We start from the raw sequence: 26681 nt of genomic DNA on the forward strand, positions 1-26681 counted from the left end.
AATCGAGATGACCGTCAGCAAGACCAAAAGTAGTTTCTATCGCCGCCTCTATGTCGCATGGTTGATCGACACTGGAGCGGCCACCAACGTGCCAGCGCTGGTCGCCGCAACCGGCATGCCAAGGCGCACCGCACAAGACACCCTGGCCGCGCTATCCGACCTCGATATCGACTGCCGCTTCATCCAAGAGGACGGCGAACGCCACAACGCCGGCTGCTATCGCATCCATGACTGGGGCGCGGTCGATAGGCAGTGGATCGAGCGCAACCTGTCCCGAATCAAAACCGTACTCGACTATCCTTGAAAGCAGCGCAATCCGGGCCGATCCCGTCTGCTCGGTGGGTGTCACTCACCAACGTTCACGCTAAGGATGGAGTATGTGGGATACCGGGAGTCGTCTTCGCCAGGTGGATCTGCTGGCTGGTCGCCCCGCCATAGGTAGCGTGGTCGTTTGCCTCAGCAGCCGCTAAGCTGTGATCCCTTTTCGCTGATAGTCCACATCTCGATGTCTCGACGCCCCGCCCTGTTTCCGGTCCTGCTGGCCGGCGCCATCTTGCTGCTGGTCGTTCACGGGCTGGGCCGTTTCGTCTACACCCCGCTACTTCCGTGGCTGGTGGAGGACGGCCTGCTGACGGTACGAGAAGGCGCCAGTATCGCCACTTGGAATTATCTGGGCTATCTCATCGGCGCATTATTGGCGTTACGCTGGCACCGCGTCGCGCAAATCCGCCGCAGTCTGCCTTGGGCCCTGGTGGTGCATGTACTCAGTACGCTGGCGCAAACCCAGGCCGATTCGGCCGATGCGCTTTCGGCGCTTCGTCTACTCAATGGAATCAGCAACGGGCTGGTCTTCGTTCAGGCACCTTCGCTGATTCTCGAGTGGCTGGCGCGCCAGCAGCGTGTGTCATCCAGCGGGCTGGTGTACCTGGGTGCCTGTGTTGGGCTGATTCTCTCCAGTCTGCTGGTCAGCCTTAGCAATGGCGTGCTGACAGGTGCGGACCGCTGGTGGCCGGCGGCGCTGCTGTCCTTACCCTTGGCATGGTGGGGCTGGCGGCAGCTAGCTCGCCTGGACATGCCGGAAACGCCGCTCGCCGACGGATCGGAACACGTGCCGAGCGGGCGCCTGCTGGACCGCGCCAGTACACCGCTGTTTCTGTCCTACGCCGGGGCCGGCATGGGCTACATCCTGCCGATGACGTTTCTGCCGATGGTCGCGCGTCTGCAGGTCGAGCCCGGCGACCTGCTCATCGAGAGCAGCTGGCTGGTGGTTGCACTCGCAACGCTGCCCTCCCCCTGGTTGTGGAACCGCCTCGGTGCTCTGCTGGGCGATGTGCTGGCCTTGCGCTTGAGCTATGTCGCTCAACTACTCGGCGTGCTGGCAGCACTGTTGCTGCCGGGTGCGTCAGGCATTCTGCTTTGCGCCGTACTGGTCGGCGGTACCTTTCTCGGCACGGTCCTGCTGACCCAGCGCTTGGCACGCGCACTGCACCCGCACCAGGGCCCGCGGCTATCGGCGGCACTGATTGCGCTCTACAGCCTGACTCAGTTGGCCGGCCCTTGGCTTACGGGTATCTGGCTTTCCATGGGGGGCTCGCTGCACAGCGCATTCTGGCTCGGTGCCGGCGCGCTGCTCTGGGGCCTGGGCTGGATGCTGCAGGTTCCACGTCGCGCCTGAAAGCTGTGGGACAATGCCGGTTTTCACCGTTACCAGCAGCCGAAAAATGACCGTCCGCAAATCCGTCAACCCGCCAGCACGGGCCGCCAAATCAGCTGAAGGCAAGGCCACCCTGCATCCGCGTAACCGCCATAGCGGACGCTACGACTTTCCCGCACTGATCGCTGGCAGCCCAGAGCTGGCCGAGTTCGTGATCATCAACCCCTACGGCAAGCAGAGCATCGATTTCGCCAACCCGGATGCCGTACGCGTGTTCAACCGCGCCTTGCTCAAGCAATTCTACGGGATCGCGCATTGGGACATTCCGCCAGGCTATCTATGCCCGCCGATCCCTGGGCGGGCCGACTACCTGCATGGTCTGGCCGACCTGCTGGCGGACGAAAACGCTGGTGAAATCCCTCGCGGCACGCGCATTCATGCGCTGGACATCGGTACCGGTGCCAACTGCATTTACCCACTGATCGGTGTGCGCGAGTACGGCTGGCGCTTTACCGGCACGGACATCGACGTGATAGCCCTGGCTTCGGCGCGTACCATCGTCGCGGCGAACAAGCTGGGCAAAAGCATCGCGTTGCGCCAGCAGAGCGATCCAGGGCATATCTTCGAACACTTAATACAGCGTGACGATCGCTTCGACATCACGCTCTGCAATCCTCCCTTTCATGCATCACAAGCCGAGGCGAGCAGTGGCAGCCAACGCAAATGGCGCAACCTCGGCAAACTCGACCCCAAGCGCAAATTGCCGACCCTCAACTTCGGCGGCCAGGCGGCGGAGCTGTGGTGCGAAGGGGGCGAGGCGGCATTCATTGCCCGGCTGGCGGACGAAAGCCGCGGCGTGGCGCAACAGGTCTGCTGGTTCAGCACGCTGGTGTCCAAGGGTGGCAATGTGCAGCCGTTGCAGGCGCGCCTGAAAAAGCTCGGAGCCCAGCAGATACGCCTATCGGACATGGCGCAAGGGCAGAAGCGCAGTCGCTTCGTCGCCTGGACCTTTCTGGCCGAAGAACAACAGCGCGAGTGGCGCGCGACGCGTTGGATGCGCCAGCCGACCTGATCAGCTCAGCGGGCGACGGAAGTACCTGGGCGCATCCTCGTAGCCCAGTCGCGCATAGAAGCGATGAGCCCCTTCGCGACGAACATCGCAATGAAGCTCCATGCGATCGCAACCGCGGGCTCGGGCGCGCTGCTCGGCAGCCTGCACCAGCCGTTCACCGGTCCCCTGGCTGCGCGCCGTCGAGTCGACACACAGATAGCTGATTCGGCAGAAGTCGCCTTCGAGCGCCAACTGGACGATGAAGTGCAGGGAAATGAAGCCGAGCAGTTGCCCCTCACCTCCTTCGGCTACCAGCAGGCAGGCATCGGCATGATTCAGGTGCTGCTGAAGGCGACGCTCGATGACGTCATCGTTTGCCGGGTAGCCAAGCTCGCCGAGCAGGCGGGCTATTGCTGATGCATCAGTACGGCGCGCGTCGCGCACATGGGGCATTGCTCAGACCGCCACGTCCCAGAGCTGCTTGTTCTTCAGCGCCATGGTCTGGATGTAACGTGGCTCACCGTTGATCTCTTCCAGTTCGGTCATGCCGGCGAGTTCGCCGACCACGCGGTAGCGCTTGCCGACGCGCTTGTCCTGCAGTGGATAGAGCTGAGCGATTTGTTGGGCGAGTTCGGTAAGAGTGGACATGGTTCGGTGGCTCCAGATAACTGCATGCCGCAGCTTTTTACAGGCATTAGATGACGGTTACGCGACAGTTTCATTCGTCTCGCTTGTTGGAGCCATCTTTGGCTGATTGATTCCTTAGCCAGCGCAAAAACTGCCCAAACGATCGATCAGCAAATACCGACACCCAACTGGAGCAGCGCCAACCCGCCCTGCCGCCAACCCCAAAAGATCGCCGCCATGAGCAGCGCCAACAGCATGACGCCGCCGGTCCAGAGCCACCCGCCACGCATCAGGCCATCTCCGCAGCCAGGCGCACCCGCTCGACCGGTTGCTCGCGAATCGGCCAGTTCAGCGCGGCGGCCATCAGGCTGAGCGCGATGGAAATTTGCCAGACCAGGTCGTAGCTGCCGGTCTGGTCGTATACCCAGCCGCCCAGCCAGCCGCCAAAGAACGAGCCGATCTGATGGAACAGGAAGACGATGCCACCGAGCATCGACAGGTTGCGCACGCCGAAGAGCGTCGCCACCGTGCCGTTGGTCAGCGGGACCGTGGAGAGCCACAGTAAGCCCATCGCGATACCAAAGGCATACGCGGTCCACAGCGTCAGCGGAGCGAAGAAGAACGCGCTGATCACCACCGCTCGGAGCAGGTAGAGCGCGGTCAGCAGCTTGGGTTTCGAATAACAGCCGCCGAGCCATCCGGCGGTATAGGTCCCCACCACATTGAATAGCCCGACCAGCGCCAGCACGGTTGTGCCCGCCATGGCCGGTAGATGCTGATCCACCAAATACGCTGGCAGATGCACGCCGATGAACACCACCTGAAAACCGCAAACGAAGAACCCCAGCGCCAGCAGGCGGAACCCGGAATGACTGACCGCCTCGCTCAGCGCCTCGACCAGCGACTGTTGCGGTCCGGTCACCGGTGCCGGCGGTCCGCTACGCAACATCAGCGCCAGCGGCATGATCAATGCGACCAGCAGGCCCAACGCCAGTAGGGCCGACGACCAGCCCAGCCAGCTGATCAGGCCGAGTGTGCCGGGGAGCATGGCGAATTGACCGAACGAACCGGCGGCGCTGGCGATACCCATGGCCATGCTGCGCTTCTCGGCCGGCACGGCGCGGCCGACCGCGCCAAGGATCACGGAGAACGAGGTGCCGGACAGCCCCAGACCGATCAGCAGACCTGCGCTCAACGACAACGAGATCGGTGAATCCGCGCCAGCCATGAACAGCAGACCAACCGCGTAGAGCACGCCGCCGATCAATACCGTGCGAGCGACGCCGAAGCGATCCGCCAGTGCGCCGGTAACCGGCTGCGCCATACCCCAGATCAAGTTCTGCAAGGCGATTGCAAAGGCAAAGACCTCACGCCCCCAGCCGAACTCCGCGCTCATGGGTGGCAGAAACAGGCCGAAGCCGTGCCGCGTTCCCAGGGAAACGGCCAGGATCAGAGAACCACCCAACAGAATCCAGGTACTGTTGCGCCATATCGCATTCATAGCCGACACACTTAGCAAAAACGAAGGGGGGATCCATCTTACTCGCATACCCCTACCCGTTCGCATCCACTTTTTTTTGCCCTGCGACGGGAACGGCCGCTCGGGTAAACTGCCGCTTGTCTGCCTCACCCGACGCGAGTAACCCATGCCGATTCGCCACTGCATTGTTCATCTGATCGAGAAAAAGCCGGACGGGACGCCCGCCGTGCTTCATGCCCGTGACTCGGAGCTGGGCGATTCCCAGGCTATCGAGAATCTTCTGGCCGATCTCAACGAAAGCTACAACGCCAAGCAGGGCAAGGCTTGGGGCTTCTTTCACGAGGAGTCCGGCGCCTACCCGTTCAGCGGCTGGCTGAGCCAGTACATGGAGGGCAACCAGGATTTCACGGCATTCAGTCGGCAAGCGGTGGAGCATCTGCAAAAGCTGATGGAAGAATCCAACCTCTCCACCGGCGGCCATGTGCTGTTTGCTCATTATCAACAGGGCATGACCGATTACCTGGCGATCGCTCTGCTGCACCACAGCAACGGCGTGACCGTCACCGACTCGCTGGATGTCGCCGAAGCCCGGCACCTGGATTTAGGTCAGTTGCATCTCGCCACTCGGATCAACCTCTCCGAGTGGAAGAACAACCAGCAGTCCAAGCAGTACATCTCGTTCATCAAGGGCAAGAATGGCAAGAAAGTCTCGGAGTATTTCCGCGACTTCATCGGCTGCCAGGAAGGCGTCGATGGACCCGGCGAGACACGAACCCTGCTCAAGGCATTCAGCGATTACGTCGAGAGCGAGGACCTGCCGGATGAAAAAGCGCGGGAGAAAACCAGTGCGCTGGTCGGCTACGCCAGCAGCCAGGCCAAGATCGGCGAGCCGATGTCGTTGGAGGAACTGTCCAGCGTGATCGACGAGGAGCGCCCGCGCGCCTTCTACGAGCACATCCGCAACAAGGATTACGGCCTTTCGCCGGAGATCCCGGCAGACAAGCGCACCCTCAACCAATTCCAGCGTTTCACCGGCCGCGCCGAGGGGCTGTCGATCAGCTTCGAATCCCACCTGCTGGGCTCGAAGATCGAATACGACGAAGCTCGTAACATGCTGATCATCCGACAGTTGCCCACCCAACTGACCGATCAGCTCAAACGCCGCAAGGACTGACCCACCACTGTGCAATACAGCCGGCAACGGCAAAGAGCACTCGCGCGCGTTCAGCTCGCCCGCCTTGCTGCGGGACGAGCGGAACGAAATTCGACCGCCGTCGAATGAAATGCCGGTTTGTCAGTCACATGGCTGCTCAATTGGAGCTGCCACCCCGCACGACCCGTTCTGGTAAGGATTCACAATGGATTGGCTTCACCTGATTATTCTGTCCCTGGTGCAGGGCATCACCGAATTCCTCCCGATCTCCTCCTCCGCTCACCTGATCCTTCCGTCCCAGGTATTTGGCTGGCCCGACCAAGGCCAGGCATTCGACGTCGCGGTGCACGTCGGCACGCTGTTAGCGGTGCTGATCTGCTTCCGTCATGAAGTGATCGCCACCAGCCGCGGCTGGCTGGCTCACGTATTCAGGCAGCAGGTCAGCGCCGAGAGCCGGCTGGGTTGGGCGATCATCATCGGCACGCTGCCGGCGGCCATTCTCGGGTTGTTGCTGGAGGACTACATCGAGCAGTACACCCGCTCGATGCTGTTCATCGCTGCCACCACCATCATTTTTGGCTTGCTGCTGTGGTATGCGGACGTAAAGGGCCGTCGAGTCGCCGAGATGGATCAATTGACCTGGAAGAGCGCGTTGATCATCGGTTTCGCCCAGGCCCTGGCGCTGATCCCCGGCACGTCCCGCTCGGGCATCACCATGACTGCCGCGCTACTGCTCGGTTTTACTCGGCAGACAGCTGCGCGCTTCTCGTTTCTGCTGTCGATACCGCTGATTCTCGCAGCGGGTGGGCTGAAGGCCGTCGAGCTGGTTCAGTCCGGGGAAGACGCGCAATGGAACGACATTTTCATCGGTGCGGCCCTGTCTTTCGTCGCCGCCTTCCTCTGCATCAAACTGTTTCTCAAGGCCCTGGATGCACTGGGCATGCTGCCTTTCGTGATCTATCGGCTGCTGCTGGGCGTCACGTTGCTGTTCATCGCCCTGTAAGCCGTGCAGAGCGCCCGCGGCCCAACCGCGGTCCGCGGGTGCATCGCATCAAGAGGCCTCGATGCGATAGCCGATACGCGGAAAATGCACGTGCACGACGCCAGCGCGCTCGTCTTCACGTCGCAGGATCAGCTCTTCTACACCAGCGAACACCAGTTCACCCGTCACCGGATCGGTCCCGTAATCCACGGCGGCAATCGTCACCTGCTGGCCTGCCTGGAAGCCGTTGGGTTCGAAGAACGCCTCGTCTGGCAATGGAGCCGGCGTGGCCTCGCGCGAACACGTCAGCGCCGCTTCGGCGGACAGCTCGCTATGCGAGCCATGTCCGACGCCCAGAATCTTGCTCAGCCAGGCGGCGACCTCCGGATAGTCCTCGACCAGCGGCGCGGTGACCGGCGTGGCCTTGAGGAACCAAAGACAATGCGCAACGGCAAAATCCGCGATGCAAGGCGCGCTTCCCAACAGGAACTCACCGGTCCCGCGCGCCAGTTGCTGCTGCAGTCGAGCCATCAACACCGGCCAGTGACTCTTGGCCTGCTCCAGCGGAATGCGTGACACCGTCCCCCCACTGAACAACTGGGCGCGATCCTCGCTGAACACCTGCACGAACTCCTTGGGTACCTGAGCGAAACGCACGGCCATGGACTCCGGCTGGAACACCAGACTCACCGCGTGCAGAAACAGCACGGAGTCGGCCCATTGTGCCAAGGTCGCCGCGACGAACTCCTGGCCCTCCGGGAACAACGCGGGCGTGCTTTTTTCAGCCTCGAGGCGGCGGGCCATCAGCGCGGTATCGCAATACACGTCAGCACCGATCTGCAACACCGGAGTCCGCCGATAGCCACCGGTCAGGGCAGTGAGATCGGGCTTGGGCATGACGGGAGGAATCGCCACCGAACGCCAGGAGAGCTGCTTGAAACCCAGTATCAGGCGCGCCTTTTCAGCGAAGGGAGAGGTGGGATAGTGGTGCAGAATGATTTCGTGCATTGCAGGCTCCGCCAGTCTTGTTCAGGTAGAACGGCAGCTTACTCGCGACCAAGCAAGTGGCCTACCCGTTCAGCTGATTGCCTCGTCATTCACCGGGACACAGCCACCCTGCGCAGAAACCAGAGCCTCCTTGGCCGCTTTTTTAAGCTGCTTGATGGCACGTTCCCGGCGTAGTGCATCGCCTTTGTTGTCGCAGGCTTCGACATACACCAATGCCACCGCCGGGCTGGAATGAAAGAAACGCGCCCCTTGTCCACGCTGATGGGCGGCGAAACGGCGATGTGCATCGTCGCTTATCCCGCAGTACAGCGAACCGTTGGCGGCTCGCACCAGATAGACGAACCAGGGCTTTGCAGAAGCGACGCTCATGCGATGGGATCTCTCGATGGGTGATATGCCACGCGACGCGCCGAGTCGCCCGGCGATGGGTGCTGGATTCTCCCGATCCATCTCACCTGGAGCAAGCTAGCTGGGATCCACGATCAGTATTTGTCCGCGCATTCGACGGGTGATCATCCGATATATGGCAGCCGTCGGCGGTTGGTAAAAGGAGCCCATGCCAGCCCTGGGTTTTCGACCCATTGCCGCTTCGCTTAGCAAAGTCCGTCGATCCTGTCGAGATATGGTGGCGGTTCGCCTTTGCGTATACTGCGCCGATGTTTGCCCAAACCGCGTTCCGCAAGCGCTGCACCTCCTGGTTGCTGGCGACCGGACTCTTCCTGATGCTCAGTAGCTGCGCTGAACCGCCCAGCGCCCTCGAGCGTATTAAGGAGGAAGGTGTACTGCGCGTGATCACTCGCAACAGTCCGTCGACCTATTTCCAGGATCGCAACGGCGAAGCCGGCTTCGAATACGAGCTGGTCAAACGCTTCGCCAGCCATCTCGGCGTCAAGCTCCAAATCGAAACCGCCGACAGCATCGAGGACATTTTCACCCGCCTGAACCGCCCGGGCGGCCCAGCCCTCGCCGCTGCCGGCCTGGTGGCCAGCGAAGGACGCAAGGATCTCGCACGTTTCACCAAACCCTACCTGGACGTCACGACTCAAGTGGTTTATCGCCGGGGGCAACGCCGGCCGACCCAACCCGAAGACCTCGTAGGCAAGCGCATCCTGGTTCTCAAGGGCAGCAGTCAGGCGGAAAAACTCAAGGCGCTGCAGGCCGAACTGCCGGAGCTGCGCTACGAGGAATCCGACGCGGTAGAGGTGGTGGATCTGCTGCGCATGGTCGATGAGGGTCAAGTCGACCTGACGCTGGTCGAATCGAATGAGCTGGCTCTCAATCAGGTCTATTTCACCAACGCACGGGCGGCATTCGAGTTGGGTGAACAGAACAGCCTGTCCTGGATCATCGGCAAGGGTGAAGACGACAGCGTGCTCGAGGCGGCCAACCAGTTCCTCGACCAGGCGCGGGAGAACGGCACGCTGCAGCGTCTGCGCGAACGGTACTACGGCCACGTCGACGTACTCGGTTATGTCGGTGCCTACGCCTTCGCCAAACACTTGCAGCAACGTTTGCCGCGGTATGAAAAGGTTTTCCGCGAGACGGCCAAAGAGCATGGGGTGGACTGGCGCCTGCTTGCCGCAATTGGCTACCAGGAATCTCATTGGCAACCGGACGCCACCTCAAAAACCGGTGTGCGCGGTCTGATGATGCTGACGCTGAACACGGCCAAGGCCATGGGTGTGAACAATCGCCTCGATCCGGCACAGAGTATTCAGGGCGGCGGAAAGTACATTGCCCGAATCCACGACAACCTGCCTGAAAGCATCAAAGAGCCCGATCGCACCTGGTTCGCCCTGGCCGCCTACAACATCGGCGGTGGTCATCTGGAAGATGCGCGCATACTGGCCGAGAGCGAAGGCCTGGACCCGAACAAGTGGTTGGACGTCAAGCAGATGCTGCCCCGCCTGGCGCAGAAACAGTGGTACACCAAGACGCGCTACGGTTATGCCCGCGGCGGTGAGCCGGTGCACTTCGTCGCCAACATTCGCCGTTACTACGACATCCTGACCTGGGTGACCCAGCCACAGATGGAAGGCCAGCAACTGGTGCATAACGAGTTTCACATCCCCGGCGTCAATGCCACCGACCTCGGCGAAATCCTGCCGCCTCTGTAAGCCCTTCCAAATTCATGGCCGGCCGATCGGCGCGAAGCTGCCGGCGGTATGCTCGGCCAATATCTCGGCGCCCAGCTCGACCTCCAGCCCCCGCCGCCCTGCACTGACATAGATGCTCGGCTGCGCCTGCGCCGAGCTGTCGATAAAGGTACGCAGCCGCTTTTTCTGACCCAGCGGACTGATCCCACCCACCAGGTAACCTGTCGCCCGTTGCGCGGCCATCGGATCGGCCATCTCGACCTTCTTCACTTTGGCCGCCTGAGCCAGCGACTTCAGATCAAGCGTACCGGCGACCGGCACCACGGCGACCAGCAGCTCATTCTTCTCGCTGCAGGCCAGCAGCGTCTTGAATACCCGCGCAGGTTCGAGACCGAGCTTTTCGGCGGCCTCGAGGCCATAGGAAGCGGACTTCGGATCGTGCTCATAACTGTGAATGCGGTGCTCGGCTTTAGCCTTCTTCAGGAGATCGATGGCGGGCGTCATGGCGAAAGGATCATTAGATGGAGGTCGCTACATTAGCCAAAAACACAATGGCCCGCACGCTGTGCGGGCCGCTGATGTCACGACATGCCAGCGGCCTGCCGACTCCGGCTCAGGCCACCTTGGACCGCTGCGTCGCACGCAGCTGCCGTGCCGCCGCCACCATGTTGACCAGTGCCGCCTCGGTTTCCGGCCAGCCGCGGGTCTTCAGGCCGCAGTCGGGATTGACCCAGAGCCGCTCAGCGGGGATGCGCTCGCTGGCTTTTTCCAGCAACTGCACCATTTCCTGCGTATCCGGTATCCGCGGCGAATGGATGTCGTAGACGCCCGGGCCGATGTCGTTGGGATAATCGAAGGCACGGAAGGCCTCGAGCAGTTCCATTTGCGAACGCGAGGTTTCGATGGTGATGACATCGGCGTCCATTGCGGCGATCGATTCGATGACATCGTTGAACTCGCTGTAGCACATGTGCGTATGGATCTGCGTCTCGTCACGCACGCCACTGGCGCACAGGCGGAACGCCTCGACTGCCCAGTCGAGATAGCCCTGCCACTGCGCGCGACGCAGCGGCAATCCTTCGCGGAACGCAGCTTCGTCGATCTGCACGATTTTGATGCCGGCCGCTTCCAGATCGCACACCTCGTCACGGATCGCCAGTGCCAGCTGCCGGGCCTGCTGCTCGCGACTGAGATCCTCGCGGGTGAAGGACCACATCAGCATCGTCACCGGGCCGGTGAGCATGCCCTTCATGACTTTGCCGGTCTGCTGCTGTGCATAGCGGATCCACCCCACCGTCATGGGCGCTGGACGACTCAGATCGCCGTAGATGACCGCCGGTTTGACGCAACGAGAGCCGTAACTCTGCACCCAGCCGAAACGGGTGAAGGCGTAGCCGTCCAACTGCTCAGCGAAGTATTCGACCATGTCGTTGCGCTCAGCCTCACCGTGCACCAGCACATCCAGGCCCAGTTGTTCCTGCACGGCTATCGCATGACGGATCTCCGCCTGCATCGCCTCGGTGTACTCGGTCAACCCCAGCTTGCCCTGCTTGAAGGCCTGGCGTGCCAGACGGATCGCCGACGTCTGCGGAAAGGAGCCGATGGTCGTGGTCGGGAATGCCGGCAGTCCCAGCCGCGCACGCTGCTTGTCGATCCGCTCGGCGAAAGGCGACTGACGCTGGCTATCAAGCGGGTCGATAGCGGCCAGGCGCGCCTGCACTTCGGGCTTATGGATACGCGGCGATTGCGTCCGATTGGTCTGAACATCCCGGCTGTGCTGCAATGCGGCCTGTACCCGGGCGTCTTCGGGGGTGTCCAGCGCACGTGCCAGGACCGCGACTTCAGCGCATTTCTGCACGGCAAACGCGAGCCAGTTTCTGAGCTCAGCGTCCAGTTGATCTTCGCGAGCCAGATCCACGGGGGTATGCAGCAACGAACAGGAAGGGGCAACCCATAACCGATCGCCGAGACGCTCGCGTGCATGCCGCAGCACATCCAGCGCCTTGTCCAGATCGCAGCGCCAGACGTTGCGACCGTTGACCAGACCAAGGGAGAGAACCTTGTAGGTCGGCAGCCGATCGAGAATGACCGGGTACTGCTCCGGTGCACGCACCAGATCGATGTGCAGACCATCCACAGGCAATGCGGCCGCCAGTCCCAGATTATCTTCCAGGCCGCCAAAATAGGTCGCGACCAGCTTCTTCAGCGGCGCTCTTTGCAGCAGATGATAGGCCCGCTCGAAGGCATTCCTCCAATCCTGCGGCAGGTCCAATACCAAAATTGGTTCATCGATCTGTACCCAATCCACGCCTTGCGCAGCTAAGCGCTCGAGCACCTCGCCGTAAATCGGCAGCAAGCGTTCGAGCAGCTCCAGCTTGTCGAACGCTTCCCCCTTGGCCTTGCCCTGCCAGAGATAGGTCAGCGGGCCGATCAGTACCGGCTTCACCGCATGCCCCCGCGCCTTGGCCTCCTCGACCTCCTCGAACAATTGGGTCCAGCACAGGCTGAAGGATTGATCCGCAGTGAATTCGGGCACCAGATAGTGGTAATTGGTATCGAACCATTTGGTCATTTCCTGTGCCTGTCCGCTGCCGCAGCAGCTCTTGCTGACGCCGCGCGCCATGGCGAACAGAGTGTCCAATGTCGGTGCGCCATCGGCCGGACGAAACCGCTCGGGGATCACGCCAAACATCAGCGAGTGCGTCAGGACTTGGTCGTACCAAGCGAAATCACCAACGGGCAACAGCTCGATCCCCGCGTCGGCCTGCAATTGCCAATGCGCAGCACGCAGTTCACGGCCCACTTGGCGTAGTGCTTCCTCGGTCAGGTCGCCCTTCCAGTACGCCTCCAGCGCCTTCTTCAACTCCCGATCGGCGCCGATGCGCGGGAAACCCAGGGAATGAGCAACAGCCATAACAACCTCCAATTCATTTCGCTTCGATGGAGGAGATTGTGGGCGTAGCCAGAGAATGAAACAAACTAATGCATTTTGTTTTGAATAGTAAAAAATTTCATATTGTCGTTTTTTCGCTTTTGTTCTCTAACACTCCAAAGGCATAAGAAGAACTGAAATGATTGGCAGACAACAACCGGAGAATCTTGAAGGTCTGCTGGAGCGCCTCAGCCAGGCTGGCGAACCCAGCGAGCCGGTTACCATCCAGGGCATGCTCGAAGCGACCGGCCACCGCAGCTTCGGAGCCTTGTTGCTGGTGCCGGGTTTATTGGTGTTTTCGCCCCTGTCGGGTATCCCCGGACTGCCAAGCTTGTTTGCCGTCATGGTGGGGCTGATCGCACTCCAAATTTTGATCGGGCGCAAACACTTCTGGCTGCCCCGGTGGTTGCTTCAGCGTCGGGCATCGCGGGGTAAATACGATCGGGCCATCGCCTTTCTGCAGCGTCCCGCGCGCTGGGTCGATCGGCTGTTGCGGCATCGCCTGACCTTTCTCACCGAAGGCCTCGCAGTACGCCTCAATGCGCTGGTATGCCTGCTGATCGCCGCCACCATGCCGCCACTCGAGCTGATCCCGTTCGGCAATTCTGCGGCGGGCGCCGCGCTGAGTTTCCTCGGGCTGGGCATGATGGCGCGCGACGGCGCCCTGGTAATCGTCGCCCTCCTGTTTCTCGGCGTGCTGGTCTATCTGGTCAGCCGCATCTGGATGTGACCCGCCTCATCACCTCTGCATCCCGCGTCTCGGCGAAGACAACCTTTTGCGAGACGCGGGTGAGTTCAGTCGCCATTCTGCCTGCTCGACAATAGCCATCGCGCTGGAACACACTTCGCCAACACAATGAGTGATGCTCAAGTCATCGTAGTTTCCCCGATCGAGTATTTCCTCGGATCCTGGCCCCGATACCGTCACAGCAGGAAGCCGCAGCATGCTGGAAATCCGCCACCTGAAAACCCTTCATGCTTTGCGCGAAACCGACAGCCTCGTCGAAGCGGCCGAGCGCCTGCATCTGACCCAGTCGGCGCTGTCGCACCAATTCAAGGAACTGGAGGAACGTCTGGGCCTGCAGCTGTTCGTGCGCAAGACCCGCCCCGTGCGCTTCACCAGTGCCGGCTTGCGCCTGCTGCAACTGGCGGACAGCCTGTTACCGCAACTGCGCAGCGCCGAGCGTGACCTGGCGAGGCTGGCCGGTGGCACGGCGGGCCGCCTGCACATGGCCATCGAATGCCACAGCTGCTTCCAGTGGCTGATGCCCACGATCGACCAGTTCCGCGATGCCTGGCCGGAAGTCGAACTCGATCTCGCCTCGGGCTTCTCGTTCGCGCCGCTGCCGGCTTTGGCTCGCGGCGATCTGGATCTGGTCGTGACCTCCGATCCGATCGAGCTGCCCGGCATCACCTATGTCCCGTTGTTTACCTATGAGGCCCTGCTGGCGGTCGCCAACCAGCATCCCTTGGCCAATCGGCCCTACGTGCGCGCCGAAGACCTGGCCAGCGAAACCCTGATTACCTATCCGGTGGAGCGCGACCGGTTGGATATCTTCACCCGGTTTCTCGAGCCGGCGGATGTCGAGCCGGCGCAGGTCCGTACCTCTGAGCTGACGGTGATGATGATGCAGTTGGTGGCCTCGGGCCGCGGTGTCTGTTGCGTACCGAACTGGGCGCTGCACGAATACAGCACCCGCGGTTATGTCACCGCCAAGCGCCTGGGCGAAAAAGGACTGTTTGCTACGCTGTTCGCCGGCATTCGCGCCGACATGCTGGATTCGCCATTCATGCGCGACTTCCTGCTGACCGCCAAGGACACTTCCTTCTCGACCCTGGAAGGCGTCAGCGCGGCGCAGAAAGCGAAATAGAGCGTCCTTCAGTCCTGCCGATAGGGCAGCGCATTGCGCGCTGCCTCGGCGTAACGCCGCACTCCGACGCGTTCCTGTTCGAGAAATTCGCTCACCGCGGCGCGCAGCCCGGGGTGTCGCAGGTAATGCCAGGAACGGGTAATCACCGGCTCGAAGCCACGAATGAGCTTGTGTTCGCCCTGGGCCCCGGCATCGAAGCGAGACAGCCCGGCCGCGATGGCCTGGTCGATACCCTGATAGAAGCAGGTCTCGAAGTGCAGCCGATCGAACTCGGCAAGACAGCCCCAGTAACGTCCGTAGAGCCCATGTGCATCGACCAGACTGAAGGCCATGGCCACCATCCGGCCGCCCTGCCGGGCTAGCACGACGCGGATCGCCTCCGGCATCCGCTCGGCCAGCAGGCTGAAGAAGCTTCGCGTCAGGTAGGGTGCCTGCCCGCGTACGTAGTAGGTATTGGCATAACAGGCGTAGACGAAATCCCACTCGGCCTCGCCAAGCTGATGGCCCTCACGCCAGTCGAATTCGATCCCCTGCCCCGCCACCTGTTCGCGCTCCTTGCGCAGTTGCTTGCGTTTGCGTGAGGTGAGCGCGTCGAGAAAGTCCTGGAAATCACGGTAGCCGCGGTTGTGCCAATGAAATTGGCAACCGATGCGCTCCAGCCAGCCATCGCGCCCTTGGAAAACCGCATCGGCGGCCGCTTCGGTGAAATTCACATGCAGGCTGGAATGCCCGTTCTCGGCGAGCCCTTCGGTGAGCTGATCGAGCAGCTCGCCGGCCGCCTCGCAATCACCCAACAGGCGCGCGCCGCACACGGGTGAAAATGGCACCGCGCAAAGGAGCTTCGGGTAGTACTCGATGCCGGCCCGATGGCAGGCATCCGCCCAGGCCCAGTCGAACACGTACTCACCGCTGGAATGGGTCTTGCGATACAGCGGCAGCGCGGCGATGGCTGCACCCTGCGCATCGCTGAGCAGCTGATGCTGCGGACGCCAGCCACTTCGCCTTCCGACGCTGCCGCTGTCCTCCAGCGAGGCGAGGAACGCGTGGCGAAGAAAGGGCTGAGGATGGTCACCGAGCAGAGCATCCCAACGAGCGGGCGCGATGTCGGCAAGGCAGGAAAGAGTCTGAATAGGCATAGGCGCCAGTCTGGCGGCTAATCGGAACGAAAAAAAGCCCCATGTGTATGGGGCTTTAAAGGAGCATCACGAAGGAAACTGTGTTGCGTTAGAACACGTACTGCGCGCGGAACACCAGGCCATCGCCGTCGTCGTCGCCGTTGGCGTTCTCGGCGTTGTCGACCTTGGCTTTGACGTAGTAGCCGCTGAGCTTGACGTTCTCGTTGGCGTACCAGTTCACACCCAGGTTGTGCACCTTGCCTTCGACGTCGTTGGTCGCAACGAGGCCGACCGAGTCATCCTCAGCTTCGATATGGTCGTAGCGGTAGAAGACTTCCCAGGCACCGATCTGCTTGTTTTCCGGCTTGAGCTGGTCGAAGCGGCCGAGCTTGTAGCCACGTGCTTCGCCGGTGAGGGTGTAGGCGACCTGGGCGTAGTAACCCTTGGCCTCGACATCTTCGTAGGCAGCGGAATCGGAATCCATCTCGCGGGTGATGTATTCACCCTGAACGGACAGCGGACCCATCGCCCAGGCAGCTTCCAGACCGAACGCGGTGTCGTCGCCGTAAGAACCCGCCGGTGCGTTGTTCGCGCCACCGAGCAACAGGCGGTTGCCGTTGGTGCCGGCATCGTTACCACCGGCAGTGCTCACGCCGCGCATGCCCAGGCGGCTGCGGATGCGGCCGTCGGTGGCCGTGTCGTCCAGGTTGCGCTGGGCGAAGTTGATACCGAAGTGCAGGACGTTGCCGGCCTCGTGCATCGGCGCGAAGACCGCACGGGCGTTGACCTGCTTGACGCTTTCACCGTCGACGTCGTTCTGATCCTTGGCATGCAGGCCCAGCGAGCCGTACAGGGAGTCGCCAGCCGTGCCGTTGACCTGGATGCCCAGCCCGTTCTGGTGGCCGTTGGCCCAATCGACCAGATCGTAGGCAGCGTTACGCTCCTGGGCGGTCACCCATTTGGAGCTGGTGGCTTTTTCCAGACCGAAATCGGGATCGAAGCGACCCATCTTGATGTTCACTGGGCTGAAGCCGGAATACTGGATGGATGCTTCATCCCAGTAGCCGTCTTCGCTGCTGCCGGCGTTATGCGCGAAATCGTAGTTGAACTGGTATTTCCAGTCCTGGTAGGCCACGCCGCCGATTTCCAGGAATGCGCGACGGAAGTAGGCGGCGTCGGCGTTGTCGCCATTCTGGGTGTAGAAGCCGTCGAAGGTGCTGTAGTCGGCTTGCAGACGCCCGCCGATCTTGAAGCTGAACTGCTTGTCCGTCGTGGCGACTTCCAGGCCACCCTTGGTCTTGACTACGATGTCAGCGCCGTCAGTGGTGACGGTGCCGGCGAAAGCCTGGGCGGAAACGGCCAGAGCGAGGGCGCTGGCGGCGAAACCGGCGAAGTGCTTACGGATCATCGAAAATTCCCCTTTTGGTTTAGCGTTGGAAAACACACAGGTATGGCTCTTTGTGCTGCCGGCATCTTGGCCAGGCTATGTGTCAGCCAGGTGGCTGTTCCATAAAGCTTTTATGACAAGGGGAACTTAAAAGATCAGTGTTTATCGCAATAGCTGTTGGATGAGTGACACAACCCAAGAGGCCTTGCGCGTTTCGGCCAACGCGCAGGAAAAAAGGGCGGATCAAGATCCGCCCTGGTTGTCGCAAGCTGCGCGGCGATCAGCGCTTGCGCAAAATCACGCTGCCGATCGAGTAGCCAGCACCAAACGAGCTGAGCACGCCAAGGCTGCCAGCCGAAAGGTCGTCCTGATGCTTGTGGAAGGCGATCACCGAACCGGCCGAACTGGTGTTGGCGTAGGTGTCGAGAATGACCGGCGCCTCTTCCGGGCTGGCGTCGCGACCCAAGAGTTTGCGCACAATCAGATGGTTCATGTTCAGGTTGGCCTGGTGCAGCCAGAAGCGCTTGGCGGCGCTGACCTCGATTTCGTTCTCCTTTAGATGTTCGCCGATCAGCTCGGCCACCATCGGGCAGACTTCCTTGAACACCTTGCGACCTTCCTGGACGAACAGCTTGTCCGGGTTGGTCATGTATTCCTCGGCGGTGCGGTTCAGAAAGCCGAAGTTGTTGCGGATGTTGTTGGAGAACTCGGTCGCCAGCTTGGTGCTGACCACGTCCCATTGGTATGGCGAAGTGGCCAGGTCGGCGCGCTCGATGATCACCGCCGTGCAGGCGTCGCCGAAAATGAAATGGCTGTCGCGGTCGCGGAAGTTCATGTGCCCGGTGCAGATCTCCGGGTTGACCATCAGCACGGCACGCGCCTGACCCAATTGCACCGAGTTCGCCGCGTTCTGGATGCCAAAGGTGGCCGAGGAGCAGGCCACGTTCATGTCGAAGCCGAAACCCTTGATGCCCAGCGCCGCCTGCACTTCGATGGCGATCGCCGGGTAGGCGCGCTGCAGGTTGGAGCAGGCGACGATCACGCCGTCGATATCGGCGGCAGTCTTGCCTGCGCGCGCCAGTGCCTGCTCGGCCGCCTTGACCGACATCTCGCAGAGGATCGACCACTGTTCGTTGCTGCGCTCGGGAATACGCGGGACCATGCGGTCCGGGTCGAGAATGCCGGCCTTGTCTGTGACGAAGCGACTCTTGATGCCCGACGCCTTCTCGATAAAGGCCGAGCTGGATTCCGGTACCGGCTGCACGTCACCCGCCTCGATGGCGGCGGCGTGTTCGGCGTTGAAGCGACGGGCGTAGGTGTTGAACGACTCGACCAGTTCGTCGTTGGAAATGCTGTGGGCAGGGGTATAAAGGCCGGTACCGCTGATGACGACGTTATGCACAGTCGTTCCTCTTGAATATTGGCTGATCGTTGTCTGGCGCCGCAACGGAGCGAGGCCGGCCAGCGCCGTTCGCCATCGTTCATGCCGCGTCTGTTTATATGGCGGCTATTGTGCACGAAAACCTGGCAGATGCCGCAGCTTGGCGTTCAAATGCAGACAAAACAGATCACAAGCCTGCAACGTCACCCGCGTTGACGCGTCAGGGAAGCGGGTGTCGAGAGGGGAACGCCATCCCGACATGCCGGCTGCGTTCCAAAGGCGCCCGTCGGCAATGATCGCTTTCGGCTATTCTTGCGATCCCAACCCACAGGACCATCCGATGAAAGACCCACTCGCCGAGCTGATCCGTCTGATCAGCTCGGGCTGCATGAGCGAAGACGAGATCAACCGCCTCGCTGACGAAGCGGCTCAAGCCTATGCCGATCCCGGTGCCTTTCTGCAGGCCAACCCGGACATCATCTACGACGATGACTTCCCCATTCCGCTAGGCGAATGGATGATCGTCGGCAGCCTGCCGGACACCGTGCTGTTCCAGGCCGACGATTACCAGACGCTGTTCGAGCAGATCGTCGGCTCGTTCGGCCCGGACGTGAATTTCGTCCTCAAACCCAAGCAGTTGGCGAAAACCGAGCCGCTGAAGGCGCTCAACCGCATCCAGACGCAACTAAGCAGTCTCTACCCGGAAAAAGGCGGCTACGTGCTGGTGGACTTCAGCGAGCCATTGGATGACGAACTGCAAGCGGTGCTCGTATACACCAGCGATATCGAGCGGGTAATGACCCTGGCGGTGGAAGTGGGCATCTATGCCGCCCCGGCGCTGGCGGCGTTACAAGCTGAAAGCGAAGGCTGAGCCAGCTCCGCTGCCGTTTCGTTCGCCCCGAGCGGCAACGGGCCTAGCGTCGGCGCAGCGGCTCCAATAGCCCTGACAGACCGTTATGGTCGATTTCCTGCATCAGCGCCAGCAACTGGCCAATTTCCCCGGGCGGGAAGCCAACCCGCGCGAACCAGTTCAGGTAGTTGCCCGGAAGATCTGCGATCAACCGCCCCTTGTACTTGCCGTACGGCATCGTCTGGGTCACCAGGCGTTCGAGGTCTTCGGGTTTCATGGCAGCGCTTCGGTCGACGGAGCGCAGATACTGCCACAGCCGGTCTGAAACGGCAGCTTGGGTAAGCTGAACCCTTTCGTCATAACGCTGCGCGCCAAGCAAGCGCACAGCTATAAGGCACATCGCCATGATCCCTCCAGCCTGCGCCACCGCTGACGACAGCGAATAGCCGGGGTTCGCTAGAGGTTCTCTATCACGACCATAGGCCTTGCCTATTTAGCAAGCGAAGCCATTTGCTTCTAGGCCTTCTGTACGACCTCGTCGATACAGGAAAACAACAACATGAATGCCGTCCTAGCCCGCTCGTGCCTGGCCATGGCGCTTGGCACCATGCCTATCGTACCGATGGCCTACGCCGCCGAAGACGATAAGCCGACCAGCTACAACCCCGTGGTCATCAGCGAGAATTTCGATGCGATCATGCAGCGCATGTCAGCGGACAAGCCTGCCATCCTCGAGAGGCACATGGAGCTGCTGAGACAGCGCTACGACCTCAGCGACACGCCAGCCGAAGGCGTCACCATGGCGCGCGGCAAGCCGATACAAGCCGGCGTGCGGGTCAAGCTCGCGGGTGGCAGCTGGGAGGAATTGGCGCAACTGAGCCCCGAGCAGATCCGCCAACAGAAGCGCTTCCCCGCCGGGTTCATGCCGCTACCACACCCGAACCATCCCGAAGGCGGAATGGTGTTTCCGCAGTTTCATATCGATGAGGTCAACAAGATCGAGGGCCGCGACCTGACCCGCTTCGACCTGGATTTCCATCTACCGGACCACTTCCTTCCGGAATTCCCGGCGCCGATCTATCTCACCACGCGGCCGGATCTCGGCGATGTATCCCAGGGCAAGCTGGTGAACATCCGCAACTACTTCGAGCTGTTCAACGGCATCCTCAACCCCAAGCAGCTCGAAGGGCTGCGCCTGCTGGTGACGACTTTTCCGCAACAGCAATTCAATGCGACCGATGACCGGCGCAGCGAGCATCCACATACCGGAGTCGCCTGCCTGGATTGCCACGCCAACGGTCATACCAATGCCGCCACGCACCTGGCCGGTGACGTGCGGCCGCAGAAATTCCGCCACCGCATCGACACGCCCACCCTGCGCGGCGTGAACGTGCAACAGATCTTCGGCTCCCAGCGCGCGCTGAAGACGGTCGAAGATTTCACCGAATTCGAGCAGCGCGCCGCCTATTTCGATGGCGACATCGTGCTGGCGGCGAAAAAAGGCGTGAATGTGCTCGAGCGCGGCAGCCAGGTGCATTTCATGGGCGAGTTCCAGGCACTGCTGGACTTCCCGCCGGCCCCCAAGCTCAACGTCGAGGGCCGACTCGACCCGGCCAAGGCCAGCGAACAGGAATTGCGCGGCGAGCAGGTTTTCCACGGCAAAGGCGCCTGCGCAAGCTGCCACATACCGCCCTACTACACCGACCACCTGATGCATAACCTGCAGACCGAACGCTTCTACGAACCCCAGGAGTACAACGGCGTCATGGCCGTCGGCGACGGGCCGATCAAGACCTTCCCGCTGCGCGGCATCAAGGACTCGCCTCCGTACCTGCACGACGGTCGCCTGCTGACGCTCGAGGACACCGTCGAGTTCTTCAACCTGGTATTGCAGCGCGGCCTGAGCCAGGAGGAGAAAGCCGATCTGGTGGCGTTTTTGCGCACCCTGTGACGCCGCTGCGCCAGGGTTGAGGTCCTAATACGGACGGCCTATTGCAGGCATGGCCTTTGTCATGGCGCCTTTTGCCCTGTCGCTTGTCACAATGCTGCACGCGCCGGCAAACGTCGGCGCATCGCCTCATCGAGGAGCGCTCCATGACCGAACCAGCCCAACCCAAGCCCGAACTGGACGACGCCGCGCTGGCCTTTGCCGAGCAGATATTCGACAGCGCCCGTAAAGGCGATGCTGTGCGCCTCGCCGACCTGCTCGGCCGCGGCCTGCCGGCTAACATACGCAACCACAACGGCGACAGCCTGTTGATGCTCGCCACCTACCATGGTCATCTCGATGCGTCACGCGTGCTGCTGGAGAGCGGCGCCGATCCGCAGCTGCGCAACGACAAAGGCCAGACACCGCTGGCGGGTGCGGCGTTCAAGGGGGATCTGGCGATGATCAGGCTGCTGCTCGAACAGGGCGCCGATGTAGAGGGCGCATCGCCTGATGGCAAAACCGCGCTGATGGTGGCCGCCATGTTCAACCGCACCGAGATCGTCCAATACCTGATCGCCCAGGGTGCCAACCCGCACGCTGCCGACCGCAACGGTGCCACGCCACTCACCGCCGCCGCGATGATGGGCGCCGCCGACACCCATGCGCTGCTGAGCAAGTTCGCCGACTGACCGGCACCGCCCTACCAATCGCGGCGCTCGACGCCCGTGCCGCGTCGTTGAACCATCGCGTCCTCTTCCGATCTCTGTGTACTGAGCCGAAAGCAGCCAGCGCTCCCCTTCCGGCGCGCTGCACGGGATAATCCCGCATTTTTCTCCGCCACCTCCGAGGACGACCATGACGGCGTACACCGCCCCGCCGACGCCGCGCTTTTCTCCGCGCGCGATCCTGTTGATAGAGCTGGCGCTAGCCATGGGCGGTTTCGCTATCGGCACAGGCGAGTTCACCATCATGGGACTGATGCCCAACGTGGCGCAGGGATTGGGCATCAGCGAGCCGCAGGTCGGCCATGTGATCAGCACCTACGCTTTGGGTGTGGTGGTCGGGGCGCCGCTGCTGGCGATCCTCGGCTCGCGGTTGTTCCGCCGACATTTGCTGTTGCTGCTGATGAGTTTCTTCGCGCTGGGCAACTTCGCCAGCGCCATGGCCCCGGATTACCACTCGCTGATGCTGTTCCGCTTCATCGCCGGACTGCCCCACGGCGCCTATTTCGGCGTGGCCATGCTGGTCGCTGCCTCGATGGTGCCGGCGGATCAACGCGCCAAGGCGGTCAGCCGGGTGCTGGCCGGACTGACCATCGCCATGCTGATCGGCAACCCCATCGCGACTTGGCTGGGGCAGTGGCTGAGCTGGCGTTGGGCGTTCGGCCTGGTGGGGCTAATCGCGCTGCTGACGGTGCTGCTGGTGGCAATCTTCCTGCCACTGGACCGTAGCGAGCCACGTAATAATCCGATGCGCGAACTACGCGATTTCAATCGCAAACCGGTGTGGCTGGCGCTGGCCATCAGCTCGATCGGCTTTGCTGGCATGTTCTGCGTGTTCAGCTACCTGGCGCCGACCCTGCTGGAGGTTACCCGCGTCAGCGAAAGCTGGATTCCGGTGGGCCTGGCGGCCTTCGGTCTGGGCGGTATCGTCGGCAATATCTTCGGTGGCTGGCTATTCGATAAGCTGCGCTTCAAAGCCATCGCCTGGCTATTGCTCTGGAGCATTTTCGTCCTGCTGGTATTTCCCTTTGCCACCCATTCACTATGGACCATCCTGCCGGCGGCCTTCGCAGTGGGTACCATGGTCTCGCTGTCGCCTGCACTGCAGACGCACCTGATGGACGTAGCCGCCGATGCGCAGACGCTGGCCGCGGCGTCCAACCATTCGGCATTCAACGTCGCCAACGCGCTCGGCCCATGGCTTGGCGGACTGGCCATCAGCGCTGGCCTGGGTTGGACCTCCACCGGCTACATCGGCGCTGCAACCGGTGCGGTCGGTTTGTTGGTGTTCTGGTGGGCCTGGACATCACGCGACGACGGTCAAGCGTCCCCCGAAACGGCCATCGCCTGCGATTGAATACCCGAATTAACGTGGGAGGGGTTGAGTTCGCAGTATCCATCCCACGCACAACTCATAGCGTCAGGTGCAGAGCGCATCGACCGCCTGGCCGAGGTAGCGCAACAGGCCTTCATCAACCCAGGTGCCCTCCATCAGGCTGGGCTCGCGCTGGTTGGCCTGGCGAATCGTCTGCTGGATCCGCGGATCGTCACCGGCATAGGCGCGAAACAGTGCCAGCCAACGTCGGGCCAGCTGCTGCACCTGCTCGGAGTCGGGCGCCAGGCCATCCCGTTGCGCCTTACGCAACGCAGCGATCAGGCCAGGCCATTCACGCATGCTGTCCAGATAGTGCCGACGCATGAACGCCATGCTGTCGGGATCGAGGTAGCGCTCGTACACGGCCAGCTTGGTCTCGGCAAAGGCTCGTAGCACATAGTCACTGACCTCACGGGAGATGCCGGTCTGTTGCTGCAGTACCGGTTCTTCCAAGTGCATGGCGTCGAGTTTCGCCAGCAGGCCAGGATCGGCCGCGGTGTCCCGCTCCAGTTGCTGCATCCAGCGTCGCGCCAGCGCTTTCGCCCGTTCGTCCTGCGGGTCGACTTCTTCGTGTAGCAGCCGTGCGCCCTCCTCGGCCAGTTCGGCCCAGCGGGCATCGCTCACGGCGTTGCGGTTGTAGAACGGCAGTTGCCGCAGTTCGTCTTCGGAAAAATACTTCTCGTACATGCTCATCAACTCCAGTGCTTCCAGCCAGTCGGCAAGCGCCGGCTCGTCGCCCGAGACGCACTGCTGATGCAGCTGCGCCAGCCGTTCGCGCAGCCGTATCTGGCGTGCGATCTGCTGGTCGAGCAGGCTCAACTGCTGCTCGATCACGGCGGACACCGACCGCCCTTGCCGGTCGAGAATCGCTCCGACTTCGGCCAGCGAAACACCCAGGCTTCGTAGCGCCTGGATCTGCTGCAACCGTGCAACATCGTCACGGTTGTACAGCCGATAGCCCGCGTCGGAGCGCGCGGATGGGCGTAGCAATCCGATGTCGTCGTAGTGGTGCAAGGTCCTGACGGTCAAACCACAACGCCGGGCCAATTCACCTACTTTCAACTGCATCGCAAAGCGCTCCTCGTCCGTGCGAAAGTGATGGTCGGGCCTCACGCAACGTGAGGGTCAATGGCATCAAGGAAGTTTTTCGACAGCGACCGTCCCGGATACGAGCGGATCGTTGCGACGTGATGTTTACTGAAGGGCGTATTCGAAGGTACTGACTACCCGCAGACGCTTGCCCGGCGTGCGACCGGTATCCATGTCGCTGCCATCGTCGTCGAGCACGCGGATCACCCCCTGATTGGCGTTTTTCAGCTCGCCCAGACGCGCACCAGCATCCTCGGCGAATTTGGCCGCCTGCTCGCGCGCGTTGCGTGTAGCGTCTTCCAGCAAGGCCGGCTTGAGATCATTGAAGCCGCGCAGCTGATAACGTGGCCCGCTGAAACCGTTCTGCTCGGTATCGAGCTGGATACCGGCCTGGATCAGCGGATCGACACCGTTGGCGGCCTTGCCGACCGCCTCGACACGCGTCGACTTGACCAGCACCTGGCCGCTGCCGTTGAAGCGCAGGGCGATCTCCTGCGGCGCCCATTCACGCGCCAGCAGGTCCTGAACCTGCAACGGGCGCACCTCGATCTCGTCATCAGCGAAGCCCTGCTCGCGCAGGAACGCCACCACCCGGCTGCGATCGTCCGACAAGCCCTGCTGGACGCCGGCGAAATCGTTGCCGGCGCGACGGAAGCCGAGCGTCCAGACGGCAAAATCGCTTTGCACGTCGCGTTCTGCCAGCCCTTTGACCGTCACCGAGCGGTCGGCCATACGAAAACGTTCCACCCCCTGCCCCACCGACCAGCCGGCGAAGGCGAGCGCGGCGGCAATCAACAGGGCGGGCAGCAAACCGATGCGTGTTGTGATCACGATGAAACTCCTGAAAACGACGGGAGCCAGGATGCTAACCCGCGCTGAAGGCCAATGGTGCGAAGCGGACATCGCTACGCTGCAATCTGTAGTAAAGACTTGTCGTCGCGAGCCGCTTGCATGCGCCCGCCAGCTAATCGCTCAATGGCGCTTCACTAGGAGATGCCCCAGCCGCCATGTCGACCTTGCCGCTCTTTCGCAAAAAAGCCCGCTCCAATTTCTTGCTGTTCATTGCCGCGGCGCTCGCCGTCCTGCCGATCGGCTGCTCGCTGCTGGAGCACAAAGAGCGTGAGCTGGTGTTCCGAATCGAGCCTGGTACAGCCAGTTGGTATCGCGGGCTGCCCAGCGGCGTGGAAGAACGCGAATTAAGCGCGCCAGCGTTCGGCGACAGCCAGAACATTCACGCTTGGTGGTGGCCAGCCGAACAGGTAAACGCGCCGGCAATCCTTTATTTGCATGGGTCGCGTTGGAATCTCACAGGGCACTTGTTCCGGCTGGAGCAAATCCGTTCGCTGGGCTTTTCAGTGCTGGCGATCGATTACCGCGGCTTCGGTCAGAGCTTGGGCGAGCTGCCGTCCGAATCCAGCGTTTACGAGGACGCGCGGATTGCCTGGGATCATCTCAAGACGCTGCAGCCCGATGCCGACAAGCGTTTGATCTATGGCCATTCGCTGGGCGGTGCGGTGGCGGTGGATCTAGCGGCCGAGCTGGGTCTCGAAGCCGAACGTCGCGGCGAAGCGCCGCCCGCACGCGCGCTGATCGTCGAGTCCAGCTTCACCAACCTGGCCGATATCGCGACGGAAGTGGCCGACACCCCCTGGCCGATCCGCTGGCTGGTGTCGCAGAAATTCGATTCGATCGACAAGATCGATCAGATCGGCATGCCGCTGCTGCTGGTTCACGGTACGGATGATCAATACGTACCGGCCCGCTTCAGCGAAGAACTATACGCCGCCGCCAAGCACCCCAAGCAGCTTCTGCTGATCGAAGGCGGCACCCATAACAACGCAATGCGTGTGGGTCGCCGAGCCTATTCCGACGCCATCCGGGAATTGCTGGCTGCGCCAAGGGAGCACGCTGCGGATAGCGGATCGCCCGGAGACGTGCATACCAACCGCGGCTAGACACCGTTTGGGCCTGAAAGCAC

27 protein-coding genes are annotated in these 26681 nt (G+C 61.9%); 13 read left to right on the forward strand and 14 right to left on the reverse strand.

Going from position 1 to position 26681, the window contains the following annotated elements:
- Positions 1 to 7: 7 nt before the first annotated feature.
- The 3 genes from ACL0K2_RS07200 to rlmF all read left to right on the forward strand — a co-directional run bounded on the left by ACL0K2_RS07200 (position 8) and on the right by rlmF (position 2726).
- Positions 8 to 304, forward strand: coding sequence for a winged helix-turn-helix domain-containing protein (locus ACL0K2_RS07200; protein WP_045163166.1), 297 nt, complete (start codon positions 8 to 10; stop codon positions 302 to 304).
- A gap of 201 nt (positions 305 to 505) precedes the next feature.
- Positions 506 to 1675: a YbfB/YjiJ family MFS transporter gene (locus tag ACL0K2_RS07205; RefSeq protein ID WP_413044118.1), complete on the forward strand. Its 1170-nt coding sequence runs from the start codon at positions 506 to 508 to the stop codon at positions 1673 to 1675.
- Between the two features lie 46 nt (positions 1676 to 1721).
- Positions 1722 to 2726 (forward strand): 23S rRNA (adenine(1618)-N(6))-methyltransferase RlmF, encoded by a 1005-nt coding sequence (gene rlmF, locus ACL0K2_RS07210; RefSeq protein WP_413044119.1) that lies wholly within the window; start codon positions 1722 to 1724, stop codon positions 2724 to 2726.
- Here rlmF and ACL0K2_RS07215 read toward each other — a convergent pair whose 3' ends face one another.
- The 4 genes from ACL0K2_RS07215 to ACL0K2_RS07230 form a co-directional block, all read right to left on the reverse strand.
- Positions 2727 to 3158: a GNAT family N-acetyltransferase gene (locus ACL0K2_RS07215; protein ID WP_080890639.1), complete on the reverse strand. Its 432-nt coding sequence runs from the start codon at positions 3156 to 3158 to the stop codon at positions 2727 to 2729.
- A gap of 3 nt (positions 3159 to 3161) precedes the next feature.
- Entirely contained in the window at positions 3162 to 3353 is a 192-nt protein-coding gene (locus tag ACL0K2_RS07220; RefSeq protein WP_045163170.1) for a hypothetical protein, read from the reverse strand.
- 146 nt (positions 3354 to 3499) lie between these two features.
- Positions 3500 to 3622, reverse strand: coding sequence for a hypothetical protein (locus ACL0K2_RS07225; RefSeq protein WP_268988828.1), 123 nt, complete (start codon positions 3620 to 3622; stop codon positions 3500 to 3502).
- Positions 3622 to 4833, reverse strand: a complete 1212-nt coding sequence (locus tag ACL0K2_RS07230; RefSeq protein WP_413044120.1) for an MFS transporter — start codon at positions 4831 to 4833, stop codon at positions 3622 to 3624. The genes ACL0K2_RS07225 and ACL0K2_RS07230 overlap by 1 nt, the downstream gene beginning before the upstream one ends.
- A gap of 145 nt (positions 4834 to 4978) precedes the next feature.
- Here ACL0K2_RS07230 and yejK point away from each other — a divergent pair, with 145 nt between their 5' ends.
- Complete coding sequence (gene yejK, locus ACL0K2_RS07235; RefSeq protein ID WP_045163172.1) at positions 4979 to 5986, forward strand: nucleoid-associated protein YejK; 1008 nt, start codon at positions 4979 to 4981, stop codon at positions 5984 to 5986.
- Positions 5987 to 6170: 184 nt separating this feature from the next.
- Positions 6171 to 6968, forward strand: a complete 798-nt coding sequence (locus ACL0K2_RS07240; protein ID WP_045163173.1) for an undecaprenyl-diphosphate phosphatase — start codon at positions 6171 to 6173, stop codon at positions 6966 to 6968.
- Positions 6969 to 7016: 48 nt separating this feature from the next.
- Here the strand turns inward: ACL0K2_RS07240 and ACL0K2_RS07245 are convergent, their stop codons facing one another.
- Positions 7017 to 7955, reverse strand: a complete 939-nt coding sequence (locus ACL0K2_RS07245; RefSeq protein ID WP_413044121.1) for a glutathione S-transferase family protein — start codon at positions 7953 to 7955, stop codon at positions 7017 to 7019.
- Positions 7956 to 8024: 69 nt separating this feature from the next.
- A complete protein-coding gene (locus ACL0K2_RS07250) occupies positions 8025 to 8324 on the reverse strand; it encodes a GIY-YIG nuclease family protein (RefSeq protein ID WP_045163175.1) in 300 nt (99 codons plus the stop codon).
- 287 nt (positions 8325 to 8611) lie between these two features.
- On the opposite strand from ACL0K2_RS07250, the gene mltF reads away from it, so the two are divergent.
- Entirely contained in the window at positions 8612 to 10072 is a 1461-nt protein-coding gene (mltF, locus tag ACL0K2_RS07255; protein WP_045163176.1) for a membrane-bound lytic murein transglycosylase MltF, read from the forward strand.
- Between the two features lie 12 nt (positions 10073 to 10084).
- On the opposite strand, the gene ybaK is transcribed toward mltF, so the two are convergent.
- Positions 10085 to 10555 (reverse strand): Cys-tRNA(Pro) deacylase, encoded by a 471-nt coding sequence (gene ybaK / locus ACL0K2_RS07260; RefSeq protein WP_413044122.1) that lies wholly within the window; start codon positions 10553 to 10555, stop codon positions 10085 to 10087.
- Between the two features lie 109 nt (positions 10556 to 10664).
- Positions 10665 to 12965, reverse strand: a complete 2301-nt coding sequence (gene metE, locus ACL0K2_RS07265) for a 5-methyltetrahydropteroyltriglutamate--homocysteine S-methyltransferase (RefSeq protein WP_413044123.1) — start codon at positions 12963 to 12965, stop codon at positions 10665 to 10667.
- Between the two features lie 157 nt (positions 12966 to 13122).
- Between metE and ACL0K2_RS07270 the strand changes: the two genes are divergently transcribed.
- Positions 13123 to 13713 carry an exopolysaccharide biosynthesis protein gene (locus tag ACL0K2_RS07270; protein WP_045163179.1) on the forward strand — a complete coding sequence of 197 codons (591 nt, stop codon included), beginning with the start codon at positions 13123 to 13125 and terminating at the stop codon, positions 13711 to 13713.
- A gap of 214 nt (positions 13714 to 13927) precedes the next feature.
- Positions 13928 to 14854, forward strand: a complete 927-nt coding sequence (gene metR / locus ACL0K2_RS07275; RefSeq protein WP_045163180.1) for a transcriptional regulator MetR — start codon at positions 13928 to 13930, stop codon at positions 14852 to 14854.
- Between the two features lie 8 nt (positions 14855 to 14862).
- Here the strand turns inward: metR and ACL0K2_RS07280 are convergent, their stop codons facing one another.
- The 3 genes from ACL0K2_RS07280 to ACL0K2_RS07290 form a co-directional block, all read right to left on the reverse strand.
- Entirely contained in the window at positions 14863 to 15990 is a 1128-nt protein-coding gene (locus ACL0K2_RS07280) for a GNAT family N-acetyltransferase (protein WP_413044124.1), read from the reverse strand.
- Between the two features lie 88 nt (positions 15991 to 16078).
- The gene (locus ACL0K2_RS07285; protein WP_045163182.1) at positions 16079 to 17377 is read right to left on the reverse strand and encodes an OprO/OprP family phosphate-selective porin; all 1299 of its coding nucleotides are present in this window, start codon (positions 17375 to 17377) and stop codon (positions 16079 to 16081) included.
- A gap of 259 nt (positions 17378 to 17636) precedes the next feature.
- The gene (locus ACL0K2_RS07290) at positions 17637 to 18758 is read right to left on the reverse strand and encodes a beta-ketoacyl-ACP synthase III (protein ID WP_413044125.1); all 1122 of its coding nucleotides are present in this window, start codon (positions 18756 to 18758) and stop codon (positions 17637 to 17639) included.
- Between the two features lie 319 nt (positions 18759 to 19077).
- Between ACL0K2_RS07290 and ACL0K2_RS07295 the strand changes: the two genes are divergently transcribed.
- A complete protein-coding gene (locus ACL0K2_RS07295; protein WP_045163288.1) occupies positions 19078 to 19608 on the forward strand; it encodes a hypothetical protein in 531 nt (176 codons plus the stop codon).
- A gap of 43 nt (positions 19609 to 19651) precedes the next feature.
- On the opposite strand, the gene ACL0K2_RS07300 is transcribed toward ACL0K2_RS07295, so the two are convergent.
- Complete coding sequence (locus ACL0K2_RS07300; protein ID WP_025242650.1) at positions 19652 to 19864, reverse strand: DUF3820 family protein; 213 nt, start codon at positions 19862 to 19864, stop codon at positions 19652 to 19654.
- A gap of 315 nt (positions 19865 to 20179) precedes the next feature.
- On the opposite strand from ACL0K2_RS07300, the gene ACL0K2_RS07305 reads away from it, so the two are divergent.
- The 3 genes from ACL0K2_RS07305 to ACL0K2_RS07315 all read left to right on the forward strand — a co-directional run bounded on the left by ACL0K2_RS07305 (position 20180) and on the right by ACL0K2_RS07315 (position 23596).
- Positions 20180 to 21538 carry a cytochrome B6 gene (locus tag ACL0K2_RS07305; protein WP_413044448.1) on the forward strand — a complete coding sequence of 453 codons (1359 nt, stop codon included), beginning with the start codon at positions 20180 to 20182 and terminating at the stop codon, positions 21536 to 21538.
- A gap of 143 nt (positions 21539 to 21681) precedes the next feature.
- Positions 21682 to 22206, forward strand: coding sequence for an ankyrin repeat domain-containing protein (locus tag ACL0K2_RS07310; protein WP_239611524.1), 525 nt, complete (start codon positions 21682 to 21684; stop codon positions 22204 to 22206).
- Positions 22207 to 22372: 166 nt separating this feature from the next.
- A complete protein-coding gene (locus ACL0K2_RS07315; protein ID WP_239611523.1) occupies positions 22373 to 23596 on the forward strand; it encodes an MFS transporter in 1224 nt (407 codons plus the stop codon).
- Positions 23597 to 23659: 63 nt separating this feature from the next.
- Here ACL0K2_RS07315 and ACL0K2_RS07320 read toward each other — a convergent pair whose 3' ends face one another.
- Positions 23660 to 24682, reverse strand: a complete 1023-nt coding sequence (locus tag ACL0K2_RS07320) for a MerR family transcriptional regulator (protein WP_239611522.1) — start codon at positions 24680 to 24682, stop codon at positions 23660 to 23662.
- A 126-nt stretch (positions 24683 to 24808) separates the two neighbouring features.
- Positions 24809 to 25534 carry an SIMPL domain-containing protein gene (locus ACL0K2_RS07325; RefSeq protein WP_239611521.1) on the reverse strand — a complete coding sequence of 242 codons (726 nt, stop codon included), beginning with the start codon at positions 25532 to 25534 and terminating at the stop codon, positions 24809 to 24811.
- A gap of 176 nt (positions 25535 to 25710) precedes the next feature.
- Here ACL0K2_RS07325 and ACL0K2_RS07330 point away from each other — a divergent pair, with 176 nt between their 5' ends.
- The gene (locus ACL0K2_RS07330; RefSeq protein ID WP_413044126.1) at positions 25711 to 26658 is read left to right on the forward strand and encodes an alpha/beta hydrolase; all 948 of its coding nucleotides are present in this window, start codon (positions 25711 to 25713) and stop codon (positions 26656 to 26658) included.
- Positions 26659 to 26681: the final 23 nt, after the last annotated feature.

It is taken from the genome of Pseudomonas sp. YJ42 (assembly GCF_047225135.1).
GTDB lineage: Bacteria > Pseudomonadota > Gammaproteobacteria > Pseudomonadales > Pseudomonadaceae > Stutzerimonas > Stutzerimonas stutzeri_E.

Excerpts from the sequence above, each read along its gene's own strand:
- ACL0K2_RS07200 (WP_045163166.1), top strand. The coding sequence starts at position 8 with ATGACCGTCAGCAAGACCAAAAGTAGTTTCTATCGCCGCCTCTATGTC.
- ACL0K2_RS07205 (WP_413044118.1), top strand. The coding sequence starts at position 506 with ATGTCTCGACGCCCCGCCCTGTTTCCGGTCCTGCTGGCCGGCGCCATC.
- rlmF (WP_413044119.1), top strand. The coding sequence starts at position 1,722 with ATGACCGTCCGCAAATCCGTCAACCCGCCAGCACGGGCCGCCAAATCA.
- ACL0K2_RS07215 (WP_080890639.1), bottom strand. The coding sequence starts at position 3,158 with ATGCCCCATGTGCGCGACGCGCGCCGTACTGATGCATCAGCAATAGCC.
- ACL0K2_RS07220 (WP_045163170.1), bottom strand. The coding sequence starts at position 3,353 with ATGTCCACTCTTACCGAACTCGCCCAACAAATCGCTCAGCTCTATCCA.
- ACL0K2_RS07225 (WP_268988828.1), bottom strand. The coding sequence starts at position 3,622 with ATGCGTGGCGGGTGGCTCTGGACCGGCGGCGTCATGCTGTTGGCGCTG.
- ACL0K2_RS07230 (WP_413044120.1), bottom strand. The coding sequence starts at position 4,833 with ATGAATGCGATATGGCGCAACAGTACCTGGATTCTGTTGGGTGGTTCT.
- yejK (WP_045163172.1), top strand. The coding sequence starts at position 4,979 with ATGCCGATTCGCCACTGCATTGTTCATCTGATCGAGAAAAAGCCGGAC.
- ACL0K2_RS07240 (WP_045163173.1), top strand. The coding sequence starts at position 6,171 with ATGGATTGGCTTCACCTGATTATTCTGTCCCTGGTGCAGGGCATCACC.
- ACL0K2_RS07245 (WP_413044121.1), bottom strand. The coding sequence starts at position 7,955 with ATGCACGAAATCATTCTGCACCACTATCCCACCTCTCCCTTCGCTGAA.
- ACL0K2_RS07250 (WP_045163175.1), bottom strand. The coding sequence starts at position 8,324 with ATGAGCGTCGCTTCTGCAAAGCCCTGGTTCGTCTATCTGGTGCGAGCC.
- mltF (WP_045163176.1), top strand. The coding sequence starts at position 8,612 with ATGTTTGCCCAAACCGCGTTCCGCAAGCGCTGCACCTCCTGGTTGCTG.
- ybaK (WP_413044122.1), bottom strand. The coding sequence starts at position 10,555 with ATGACGCCCGCCATCGATCTCCTGAAGAAGGCTAAAGCCGAGCACCGC.
- metE (WP_413044123.1), bottom strand. The coding sequence starts at position 12,965 with ATGGCTGTTGCTCATTCCCTGGGTTTCCCGCGCATCGGCGCCGATCGG.
- ACL0K2_RS07270 (WP_045163179.1), top strand. The coding sequence starts at position 13,123 with ATGATTGGCAGACAACAACCGGAGAATCTTGAAGGTCTGCTGGAGCGC.
- metR (WP_045163180.1), top strand. The coding sequence starts at position 13,928 with ATGCTGGAAATCCGCCACCTGAAAACCCTTCATGCTTTGCGCGAAACC.
- ACL0K2_RS07280 (WP_413044124.1), bottom strand. The coding sequence starts at position 15,990 with ATGCCTATTCAGACTCTTTCCTGCCTTGCCGACATCGCGCCCGCTCGT.
- ACL0K2_RS07285 (WP_045163182.1), bottom strand. The coding sequence starts at position 17,377 with ATGATCCGTAAGCACTTCGCCGGTTTCGCCGCCAGCGCCCTCGCTCTG.
- ACL0K2_RS07295 (WP_045163288.1), top strand. The coding sequence starts at position 19,078 with ATGAAAGACCCACTCGCCGAGCTGATCCGTCTGATCAGCTCGGGCTGC.
- ACL0K2_RS07300 (WP_025242650.1), bottom strand. The coding sequence starts at position 19,864 with ATGAAACCCGAAGACCTCGAACGCCTGGTGACCCAGACGATGCCGTAC.
- ACL0K2_RS07305 (WP_413044448.1), top strand. The coding sequence starts at position 20,180 with ATGGCGCTTGGCACCATGCCTATCGTACCGATGGCCTACGCCGCCGAA.
- ACL0K2_RS07310 (WP_239611524.1), top strand. The coding sequence starts at position 21,682 with ATGACCGAACCAGCCCAACCCAAGCCCGAACTGGACGACGCCGCGCTG.
- ACL0K2_RS07315 (WP_239611523.1), top strand. The coding sequence starts at position 22,373 with ATGACGGCGTACACCGCCCCGCCGACGCCGCGCTTTTCTCCGCGCGCG.
- ACL0K2_RS07320 (WP_239611522.1), bottom strand. The coding sequence starts at position 24,682 with ATGCAGTTGAAAGTAGGTGAATTGGCCCGGCGTTGTGGTTTGACCGTC.
- ACL0K2_RS07330 (WP_413044126.1), top strand. The coding sequence starts at position 25,711 with ATGTCGACCTTGCCGCTCTTTCGCAAAAAAGCCCGCTCCAATTTCTTG.